This window comes from Clostridium sp. CM74B_53, assembly GCF_036318045.1.
Classification (GTDB): Bacteria; Bacillota; Clostridia; order Lachnospirales; family Lachnospiraceae; genus Pilosibacter.
Genome location: NZ_JAWQDE010000001.1, coordinates 301792 through 312374 on the forward strand (window position 1 = coordinate 301792; position 10583 = coordinate 312374).

Sequence of the window (10583 nt, forward strand, 5' to 3'; positions counted from 1 at the left end):
AGTGTGCATTTGACACGTTAGTGCCTTTTTATGCATGGAGAAATTCGAGCAGAATCTCTCCATGTATCAGAACCGACTTTGGGGATAGTATACCATAGATACAGGCATTTGTCCATGATCCGCTTGGGGCGGACATGGCTGGCTGCTGAGTGTTTATCATATTTATACTGTATACAAAATATCCTGTGTCTTTTCGCTTTTGTTTACTGAGAAATTAAAAAGTATGATATAATGGCTTAAATACAGATAGATCGTATGAGCACAAGTCACCAATTCAAAAATTTTGTGTATGAAAGGACATATGTTTATGAAAGCAACCGTACTCAGCGACAACATCCCCGCCGAAAATCTCGGCTGTGAATGGGGATTATCAATTTTTATTGAATATCATGGGAAACATATCCTTCTCGATGCCGGGGCATCCGGACTTTTTCTGAAGAATGCTGATGTGCTTGGACTGAACATGAAAGACGTGGATTTCGGAGTTCTCTCCCACGCGCACTATGACCATGCAGACGGAATTCCGGAATTTTTCAGGGTAAATTCGTCCGCACCGTTCTTTTTTAGGGAAACCACCGGAGAAAACTGCTGCAAAGGTGTCTGGAACTATAAGAAATACATCGGTATTCCAAAGGGCATGTTAAAAAAGTATCCGGACCGGATCAAACTCGTCTCCGGGGACTTTTCCCCATGTGACGGGGTTTATCTGATCCCGCATAAAACTCCGGGACTGGAGAAAAAAGGCATCCGGGAGCACATGTACCTGAAGGAAAAACGGCGTTGGAAGCCGGATTCCTTCTCCCACGAACAGAGTCTCGTCTTCGACACACCGGACGGCCTTGTGATCTTCAACAGCTGTTCCCACGGCGGCGCCGATACCATTATCCGTGAGGTCACCGCGACTTTCCCGGATAAAAAAGTAAAAGCCCTGATCGGCGGCTTCCACCTCTACAATAAGACCGACGCGGAGATCATTGCCCTCGCCGAAGGGATCCGCTCCACCGGTATTTCTGAAATCTACACCGGCCACTGTACCGGAGATCATGCCTTTGATCTCCTGAAAGAGACGTTAGGAGAATCCGTTCACAAGCTGCATGCGGGGCTTGTGATGGAGTTTTAGTATGTCCCGGTCTGCAAACGCAATGCAAGCGCTAACCTTGTGATCGCGAATTGAACAAGAAAATCTAACTGAAGGATTTGCAAGCAAAAACGGCACCGTTCTAAACAGTGCCGTTTTTGCTTATTTTGTTATAAGCCAGGCTTTCGTGTGGTTTGATTTCTCACCTATTTACACTGCGAGGAAAGATTCTATCCACATTTTTAGCTATCCTACGACAAACATTACTCCTCGGTTTCTGAAACAGCATCCGTTTTTCTTAGCGCATTGGATGCGGTTTCCGGATTCACCGGTGCTCTGCGCATCACTTTTTTGCACCATCGGTCTCAGCTTTATAATGGTAACTATATATCGTCTGACCTTTTTTACATTCACTAACTTCTATTCTTTTCTCCGGATCCTCATACCAAATACCGCTTGGAAATACGAGTCCATTACCTACAAATGTTGTTAAATACTCAAAAAGATTAATCGACATCCCACCCGCGTTCAATTCAGTAAGCATACTCACATCAAGATGCTTTAAATTCGGTGTTGAAGTAATTGATAAGTTCTTCAGCTTCAAATTGTGGCTTAAGTCAAGAGAGTTTATAATCACCCCTTTCGATACCTTTTCACGAACCGCAAACCAATGTGGGAACAGCATAGCCGTGTACTGTTTCTCCATAAGACTTCCTCAGAAGGCTAAAAAAAGGGTCCAGAATAATGTCCTGGACCTTTCAATGACTTCTCGAATAGTGTACTGCCCTTCCACATTGCTGTTTCTTTTTTTGACTTTTCCTCTACGTAGTATAAATGGCGTCAGCAAAAAAGTCAATTTTCAGACATAAATATCCTTAATTATCCTTAAAAGCAAGTTTCATGCAGTTCCTTATATTTTCCCTGCTTTCAGAAAAAACAAATTTCTTTTTCTTGTTTCGATTTAATGTCAATATCAATCATAGCTCCATCTGGTGAACCTGATCTTCACGCGAACGTGCATCATTGGCATTTAGCGCCTTTTTGTGTAACAGAAAATTCCCTGCTGCGCAAAAAAGGATCCCACATGATCTCTCATATGGAATCCTCGAATGATGCTTCAAATTAATTAGATAAAACCTTACTTTATCAGTGAAAATCCTTATTCTAAGGAATTATTCACATGTGTACGGCATAAGAGCGATATGACGTGCTCTCTTGATAGCTACTGTTAAAGCTCTCTGGTGCTTTGCGCAGTTGCCAGTGATTCTTCTCGGAAGGATTTTTCCTCTCTCAGATACGTATCTCTTTAACTTGTTTACGTCCTTGTAATCGATCTCGCCGTTCTTATCGCCGCAGAATACGCAAACTTTTTTTCTTCTATGCATGCCGCCTCTTCTTACTCTGGAAGAATCGGACTTGTCACCTTTATTGAATGCCATTTTAAATTACCTCCTGTTAGTTTCGTTATACCAGTCCACTCACAACACCTTAGGAGTAAGGCACCGCTTTTCCGAAGACTGATTCGTTTAGTTGAATGGAAGTCCTTCGTCCTCGACTCCATCCGGAATATTCATAAATCCATCGCCGATCGCACTGGACGGAGCAGGTCTTGTTGCCTGCTGGTAGCCGCCGCGATTACCGCCGCCGTAGCTGTTTCCGCCGCCAAAGCTGCTGTTGTCGCCGCCCTGACCCTTACTGTCAGCGAATTCCTGGTCATCTACAATGATATCCGTTGTATAGACCTTCTGGCCATCCTTATTTACATAGCTTCCGGTCTGGATTCTTCCGGAAACCAGTACACGCATGCCCTGGCGGAAATATTTCTCCGCGAACTCACCTGCGCGGTCAAAAGCTACGATGTTGATAAAATCGGCCGTCTGGCCCTGATCGCCGTCCTGGTTTCTTCTGCCTCTTCTGTCAACTGCAAGTGTATATCTTGCGATCGCCATAGAGCGCTCGCCCTGGGAATAGCGTACTTCCGGGTCTCTGGTTAATCTACCCATAAGGATAACTCTGTTCATATTCTCACTCTTTCTTTATTAAGCGTCCTGTCTTACGCAAAGATAACGGACAACCGGCTCCATAATACGGATATGAGCCTCTACCTCGTTCGGGCAGTTTGCCTCGCCCTCAAAGTGGATGAAGTAGTAGAATCCCTCTTTGCTCTTCTGGATCTCATATGCAAGTCTCTTCTTGCCCCATTCGTCCACATCAACGACATTGCCGCCGAAACGTGTGATATAGCCTTTCACCTTTTCAAGTGCGGCTGCTCTTTCGTCATCTTCAAGTTTTGCGCTAAGAACAACTGCTAACTCGTATTTGTTCATAGTTTCATAAACCTCCTTCTGGTCTTCCGGCCCCCGATTTTCAGTATCAGGAGCAAGGATTTTTTACATGTCACAGGTAATAATCTTAGCAAAAAAGAGCAGGAAATGCAAGCACTTTTTGCCTGATTTCCTGCTCTTTTTATACTTTTTTCATTCCTTACCATCTTTCACACCGGTGAGAGATCCTGCGCCGGTCGAAATTTGGTGATCCGGCCTGTTTTTCAGAAGTTTTATCTGAAATTACGCCGTTTTTCTTGAAAAGATGCCTTTTACTTTATCGATATACGGCTTCGTCCACGGAATATTTCCAAGCAGGACGAATAATGTACAGATCGAAAGCACGATCGTGATCGGATGTCCGAACATCGCCATAAACGGGTTGTCGGAGGACGATGCCAGGGACACGGCCTGACGGAAATTGGAATCCATCATCTTTCCGAGTACCATCGCAAGGATCAGCGGGGCAACCGGATAATCGAACCGGCGCATCACGAATCCCATCAGTCCGAAGAAGAACATGAGTCCCACATCAAACAGACGGTTGTTGCACGCGAAGGAACCGATCACACAGAGGCTCGTTACCACCGGGATCATGATATTCTTCGGGATCGTAATGACCTTACAGATCCTCGGGGCAACAATCAGTCCTAACAGTAAAAGCGCAAAGCACGCGATGATTCCCGCTACTACGATCGAGTAGAAGGATTCTTTGTTCTGGGTGATAAATAACGGACCCGGCTGTAAACCATGGACATAGAATACAGAAAGAATGATCGCCGTGACCGCATCGCCCGGAACCGCAAGTGTCAGCATCGGGATCAGCGCACCGCCGATGCAGGCGTTGTTGGAGGACTCACTCGCCACGATTCCTTCGACCGCGCCTTCTCCGAACGGAACCTCCGGATCTTTCACGAGGCGTTTTGCCTCATTATAGGCGATAAAGGATGCCACCGGTCCGCCGGCTCCCGGAAGAGCTCCGACTAAAAGACCGATCGTCGATGTATATAAGGAAAGTTTCCAGCTCTTTAAGATCTCTTTCAAGCTGACTTTCGTCTTTTCCATTGCAAGGACGTTCTGCTCCTGCTTCATGTTGTATACAACAGAGAGAACTTCCGCGAATCCAAAGAAGCCGACGAGTGCCGGTACCGTGCTGACGCCGCCGGTAAGGTTCTGGATCCCGAAGGTCAGACGTTTTGTTCCCATTAACGGGTCAAGTCCGATCATGCTGATCACGAGACCGATCATAACACTGATCAGGCCCTTCGCGTAGTTCTTCGTGCTGACGGATCCGACCGTCGCAAGTCCGAACAGAGCTAACAGGAAATAGTCCATTTTTGTAAATTTGATCGCAACTCTGGAGACCGGCTCTGCGAGAAGTCCGAGTGCCAGAAGTCCAAATAAGCTTCCGATGAAGGAATAGATCGTTGCGGTAAACAGTGCTTTGTAGGACTGCCCTTTTTTCGACATCGGATATCCGTCAAGCGTTGTTACAACGGAGGACGGAGCGCCCGGAATGTTGATCAGGATCGCCGATACCGCGCCGGAGAATACTCCGACTACATATACGCCCATGATCATCGCAAGGGCGTCTGAATGTTCCCAGGTATAAGTAATGGATACGAGAAGCGCAGTCGCCATGGACACGGAAAGTCCCGGGATCGCTCCTACGAACAGACCAGCCACAGAACCAAGGAGAACCATGAGGATAAACCGCGGATCGACCACGGATAACATCTGTAACATTTTCCCTTTCTCCTTTCTATGGCAGAAGCACATGTAAGAATGTGCGGAATGCAAGGCTTAAAAATAATGTAGTTCCGATCGGTACAAATACGAGGACCGGGATCTTTCTGACGCCCATGAAGATCATCATGGCGATCAGGAACACGATGGTCACAACTTCAAATGTTGAAAATGTGTACGCAAAAGATAAAATTCCGATGGTCACATACGGAACTTTTATAAAAGCAAGTGCTGCATAGTAGAGCACACAGAGGATCAGCGCGATCACGACCCAGCGCCGCTTTTCTGTTTTTTCTTCTTTTGACACCTTCTTGTCATTCGGAACCGCGGCTTCTTTTTTCATTGCCGTAACTCCCTCTCCGACGATCCATAAGGACAGACCGATCATGGCAAGCGCCACGATGAGCGGAAACAGATACGGGGACTGCACCCAGCTCTTGTTAAATCCCTTTGCGTAGGATGAAAGAGAATACGAGAGCAGCACAAGGCCGCTCCCGCAAAATACAATTCCTTCGACGATCAGCGAATGAATTTTATTCTTCATTGATTATTCTCCAATTCTCTTGATGCCGAACTCTTCCGGACTCTTTTCAGCAACACCGTTGTCATACTGTAACCAGCAGATAACAGATTTCCAGTTGTCGTAGAATGCCTGGATGGAAGCGTCATCTGTATACTCTTTGTATACCGGATCAGCTGCATTCTGCTCTACGAACTCTGTCCACTCCGGATCAGCAAATACTTTCTGGGATGCTGCCTTTAATACGTCGACAACCTCCTGCGGAGTATCGTTGTTTACAACGAAGGAAAGAAGTGTGTACGGAATATTTAAGTACTTCTCAGCTTCCGGAACTGTCTCTGTGAATGCCGGGATATCCGGGTAAGCGTCCATTCTCTTGTCAGAGAATACTGCTAACGGTTTTACGTCACCGCTCTCGATATAGCCGCCGAGTGTGGAGATGTTCGGGTTTGTAAAGTCAACCTGTCCGCCGATAACTCCGAGAAGTGCGTCATTACCGGAATCAAAGCTTGTCATTGCTACTTCATAGCCGAGCTCCTTTAATACGAGACCCTGGTTGTGTCCGCTTCCTCCAGGACCGGAGTGGGACATTGTGATCTTGCCTGGGTTTGCCTTGATATCGTCAAGAAGCTCTTCCAGTGTGTTGTACTTGGAATCTTTGCCAACTACGAGAACCTTCGGATCGCCGACTAACGGGGAGATAACGGTGAAGTCATCATATCCAAGGTCGCAGATGTTCATGGTTCTGTAGGTTCCCATTGTCTCTGCACAAACAAGAAGTGTGTAACCGTCGGACGGCTGCTCTTTTACGAACTGGCTGCCGATGGATCCGGATGCACCGCCCTGGTTGGTAACCGTGATCGGCTGTCCTAAATACTTCTCAAGCAGAACTGCCAGCTTTCTGCCCCATGTATCGGTTGTTCCGCCTGCGCCGTAAGGGATGATCATTGTGATCGGCTTTGTCGGATAATCAGCAGTTGCAACGAGATCGCCGGCTGTCTCTGCGGTGCTCTCTGCGTCTTTCGCTGCCTCTGTGGTTGTGTCTGCTGCTGTTGTTTCTGCTGCTGCGGTTGTCTCAGTCTTGGAAGATGTTGAGACGCTGCATGCAGTCAGGGACATGCACATCATAGCTGCTGCCATGCCCAGTGCGATCATTTTTTTCATTGTGGTACTCTCCTCTTTTTTAGTTTTTGCTTCCGCCATCAAACTCATAACCCCGTGCTGACGCACTCACTGCCTGAATTTACAGGCTTTTTGTTTGTTAATGGCAAAAGAAAAATGAAGCTCTGCCAAGCAGCTGCTTATTTTTCTTTTGCGCTCATTATAACACACTGTTTTTTCAGAATCAATATAAAAGCTTTTCCACTTTAAAGTTTTTATGCGTATATCACATTAAATTGTTAAGTCTTACGCCAGTCCCTGGATCAGGATCACCAGGATCAGGACCGGGAGAATATAGCGGAAATAGATCTTTACCCACTTCGCTTCCGGCATCTTAAGTCCCGTTCCATGGTTCGCTTCCGCAAGATACTTATCGTATCCCCAGCCCCACTTGCTCACGCAGAACAGGAGATAGACCAGAGATCCCAGCGGAAGGAGCAGGTTGCTGACTAGGAAATCCTCAGAATCCAGGACATCTCTCGCACCGATAATGTGCAGACTGCTCCACACATTATATCCGAGTACGCAAGGCAGGCTTGCGATCAATACAAAAATACAATTTAATATAGAAGCTTTCTTTCTGCTCCATCCAAAGTTGTCCATGCAGCTGGAGAGCAGGTTCTCAAACACAGCAATGACTGTGGAAAAGCTCGCTGCCGACATGAATAAGAAGAACAGCATTCCCCATATCCGTCCGCCTGCCATGTTGGCAAACACATTCGGCAGAGTGATGAAGATCAGCTGCGGACCGGCATCCGGCTGTACCCCGAATGAAAAGCAGGCCGGGAAGATAATGAGTCCGGCGGAAAGCGCTACCAGCGTGTCGAGACCGCAGATCCGGACCGCTTCGCCCGCAAGTGTGTGGTCCTCGGACATATAACTTCCAAAGATCTCCATCGCCGCGATGCCAAGACTCAATGTAAAGAATGACTGGTTCATGGCGTCCATGATCACGGAGCCGAGTCCGACGTCCGCCGCACGCTTAATATCCGGAAGAAGGTAGAAGCTGAGTCCCTCTTTCGCTCCCGGAAGGATCAGGCTGTGTCCGGCCAGCACAAGGATCAGGACGAGCAGAGCTGCCATCATCCATTTTGTGATCTTTTCAAGTCCGTTCTGAAGTCCCCTGCTGCAGATAAAGAATCCGGCAATGACCGTTACTGCCATCCAGAGACCCATCTCGCCGGGATTGCCGAGCATTTTCCCAAATACTCCTGCCACCTGGTCTGCATCCATTCCGGTGAAAGTTCCTGTCGCAAACTTTACAAAGTAGCTGAGCATCCAGCCGGAAACCGTCGTGTAATACATCATCAGAAGATAACAGCCGATCATACAGAACCATCCGTGTACATGCCATCGGCTTCCCGGCTTTTCAAGTGCCTTGTAAGCACCGACAGCACTCTTTCGTCCCGCACGACCGACCGCAAGTTCCATTGTAAGGACCGGAACGCCCATACAGAGCAAAAACAGCAGATAGAACAGGACGAATACTCCGCCGCCGTTCTGTCCCGCCACATACGGGAACCGCCATACGTTTCCGATTCCGATCGCGCAGCCCGCGCTCACCAGTAAAAATCCCAGGCGCGAACCAAAATTTTCTCGTTTCATGATATAACTCCCCTTTTCCATCTCCTGTCGGCTTTTATGCCGTCAGGGGTTCTTGACGCCGATGATGCTTCGCAGCCCAGATCGGCAAAATCCGCAGCCCCGACGTCAGTAACCTTATGATACTGCCCGATAAAAGGATTTGCAACCGCGCTTTTTGTATGGTATCATAAGGAAAACTTATGTTATGCAGGAATCATCGATCATTTCATCAAACATGTGGAATTTATGTATATTCTTCAGGCGATACAGAATTTTTTGAAAGGAAGTTTCCGTTATGAATACAAACCAGCTCCGATATTTCGTGGCCGCCGCCGAGTGCCGCAGCTTCACGAAAGCAGCCGATCAGTTTTATATTACGCAGACCGCGATCACCCAGCAGATCCATGCCCTGGAGGACAGTCTCGGCGTCCCGCTCTTCGACAGGACAAGCCGGCCGATCACACTGACTCCCGCAGGAAGCGCCTTTTTGAACGATGCCAGATCCATCCTCGACCGGATCGACCAGGCGGTAAACAGGATCCAGGAGGTTTCTACCGGCATGGTCGGTACACTCCGCATCGGATACACGAAAGGGTTTGAGCGGAGCAATTTTTCCAGCTCGCTGCGTTTCTTCCATAATAAATATCCGAATATCCTCGTCTCCTGCTACCGTCGGAACACAGATCTTCTCGCCGCAGGGCTCCTGAAGGATGAATACGATATTATTTTTACATGGGACAGTACCGAGCTTGTAAAGAATGATTCCATCGAATACCGGCTGATCGAGCGGAGTCCGCTCATGGTTGCGGTCTACGGCAGCCATCCGTTTGCCGGGCGGTCATCTCTGCGCCGCACGGAGCTTCACGGGGAACGTCTCCTGTTTATGACCCCATCCAGCACCGGCGATTCCGTCAGTGATCTGCGTTTTTACGAGATGTACGAGCGAGCCGGCTACCACCCGGATATCTTTTTCCGGTCCAACGACGTCGAGAGTATCCTCATGATGGTGTCCGCCGAAGAGGGGATCTCGATCATCCCGTCTTACGTCACTCAGAAACTGACGAACGCCGATAACCTTGTCTTTATTCCGTTGATCGGCGAGGAGGAAGTCGTCGAGATCATCGCCGCCTGGAAGAAAGCGTCCGGGAATCTGGCTCTTCAGCAGTTTCTGGGACATCATCCACTTCTGAAGGCGGAATAGCTGCTGCAGTGCTGACTCATAAGTTGCGTTTTCTCTGTTTTTATGGTATTTTATATGTGTTTTTACTGATTTTACGGTCAATCTGCATTTTCACATGAGCGGTTTGGAAATTATGAGATCTGCTGAAGTGATATGTTCTTATATAATGAAAGGATTCGATATGACAAAAAACTGTCCTATTATTTTATGCGGCTTTACAAGCAGCGGAAAGACCACCATCGGAAAGCTGCTCTCCGAACGTCTTGGACTTCCATTTTACGATACTGACCAGATGCTGATCGAACATTATCAGATGACGATCCCGGAAATCTTTGCCAAAGGCGGCGAAACACTTTTCCGCGATTATGAACACGAGATCGCCCGCCGGGTATGCACACTTGGTCCATCCGTCGTCTCCACCGGCGGCGGCATGCTGACCTTTGACCGGAATGGCGAGATTCTCGCCAAAAACGGAATGATCTTCTACATTGACCGCCCATTTGAGGACTGCTATGCCAATCTTGCACAGCATCCGGAGCGGCCGTTGTTTAAGAATCATACAAAAAAAGAAGTTCAGGATATGTACCTCATTCGCCGTGATCTTTACCGCAAATATGCGAAATTTGATATTAAAAACACGGGTACGGCAGGCGAAGCGGCTGAAAAAATCTGCGATTTATTAAAATAAGAAACAAAGAAGGGGCTGTCGTACTAACGTGCGGCAGCTCATTTCATATTCCCAACACAAAACGCCGAGCTTCGAAAAGCCCGGCGTTCGTGGTATAATCAGTTTATGCGACTAAACAAAATAATACAGAGAGATTATACCTCTTTTTCTCTGTATTATCAAATCAAACTTCCGTTGGATTTAGAGATTTCTATTCCATCTGATGATCCGGTTCGTCTGGTAAGTGCCTTTGTGGAGGAAATGGACCTTTCTGAACTGTATAAAACTTACAGCAGGATCAGAAAAAATCAGGCAACGCCGCG

Annotated in this window: 11 protein-coding genes and 1 pseudogene; 4 read left to right on the forward strand and 8 right to left on the reverse strand. The window is 47.5% G+C overall.

Translation table 11 applies throughout. The annotated features are described in order from the left end of the window. Positions 1 to 307 precede the first annotated feature (307 nt). Positions 308 to 1120 carry an MBL fold metallo-hydrolase gene (locus V2546_RS01325; RefSeq protein ID WP_329751348.1) on the forward strand — a complete coding sequence of 271 codons (813 nt, stop codon included), beginning with the start codon at positions 308 to 310 and terminating at the stop codon, positions 1118 to 1120. A gap of 301 nt (positions 1121 to 1421) precedes the next feature. On the opposite strand, the gene V2546_RS01330 is transcribed toward V2546_RS01325, so the two are convergent. From V2546_RS01330 to V2546_RS01365, 8 genes are all read right to left on the reverse strand, one after another. Continuing rightward, positions 1422 to 1784: a hypothetical protein gene (locus V2546_RS01330; protein ID WP_329751349.1), complete on the reverse strand. Its 363-nt coding sequence runs from the start codon at positions 1782 to 1784 to the stop codon at positions 1422 to 1424. A gap of 466 nt (positions 1785 to 2250) precedes the next feature. After that, positions 2251 to 2517, reverse strand: coding sequence for a 30S ribosomal protein S18 (gene rpsR, locus V2546_RS01335; RefSeq protein ID WP_015552975.1), 267 nt, complete (start codon positions 2515 to 2517; stop codon positions 2251 to 2253). Positions 2518 to 2604: 87 nt separating this feature from the next. Next, entirely contained in the window at positions 2605 to 3099 is a 495-nt protein-coding gene (locus tag V2546_RS01340) for a single-stranded DNA-binding protein (protein WP_117567660.1), read from the reverse strand. A gap of 18 nt (positions 3100 to 3117) precedes the next feature. Beyond that, positions 3118 to 3405, reverse strand: coding sequence for a 30S ribosomal protein S6 (gene rpsF, locus V2546_RS01345; RefSeq protein WP_117551872.1), 288 nt, complete (start codon positions 3403 to 3405; stop codon positions 3118 to 3120). A 240-nt stretch (positions 3406 to 3645) separates the two neighbouring features. Beyond that, complete coding sequence (locus tag V2546_RS01350; RefSeq protein WP_118531571.1) at positions 3646 to 5148, reverse strand: tripartite tricarboxylate transporter permease; 1503 nt, start codon at positions 5146 to 5148, stop codon at positions 3646 to 3648. Positions 5149 to 5164: 16 nt separating this feature from the next. Continuing rightward, a complete protein-coding gene (locus V2546_RS01355; RefSeq protein ID WP_329751351.1) occupies positions 5165 to 5692 on the reverse strand; it encodes a tripartite tricarboxylate transporter TctB family protein in 528 nt (175 codons plus the stop codon). 3 nt (positions 5693 to 5695) lie between these two features. Beyond that, positions 5696 to 6832: a tripartite tricarboxylate transporter substrate binding protein gene (locus V2546_RS01360; protein ID WP_329751352.1), complete on the reverse strand. Its 1137-nt coding sequence runs from the start codon at positions 6830 to 6832 to the stop codon at positions 5696 to 5698. A gap of 243 nt (positions 6833 to 7075) precedes the next feature. Further along, entirely contained in the window at positions 7076 to 8434 is a 1359-nt protein-coding gene (locus tag V2546_RS01365) for a sodium-dependent transporter (RefSeq protein ID WP_329751353.1), read from the reverse strand. A 274-nt stretch (positions 8435 to 8708) separates the two neighbouring features. Here V2546_RS01365 and V2546_RS01370 point away from each other — a divergent pair, with 274 nt between their 5' ends. From V2546_RS01370 to V2546_RS01380, 3 genes and pseudogenes are all read left to right on the forward strand, one after another. After that, the gene (locus V2546_RS01370; protein ID WP_329751354.1) at positions 8709 to 9614 is read left to right on the forward strand and encodes a LysR family transcriptional regulator; all 906 of its coding nucleotides are present in this window, start codon (positions 8709 to 8711) and stop codon (positions 9612 to 9614) included. Between the two features lie 160 nt (positions 9615 to 9774). After that, positions 9775 to 10281: a shikimate kinase gene (locus tag V2546_RS01375; protein ID WP_287524608.1), complete on the forward strand. Its 507-nt coding sequence runs from the start codon at positions 9775 to 9777 to the stop codon at positions 10279 to 10281. A 105-nt stretch (positions 10282 to 10386) separates the two neighbouring features. After that, positions 10387 to 10583: pseudogene (locus V2546_RS01380) on the forward strand (IS5/IS1182 family transposase); the annotation flags it as partial.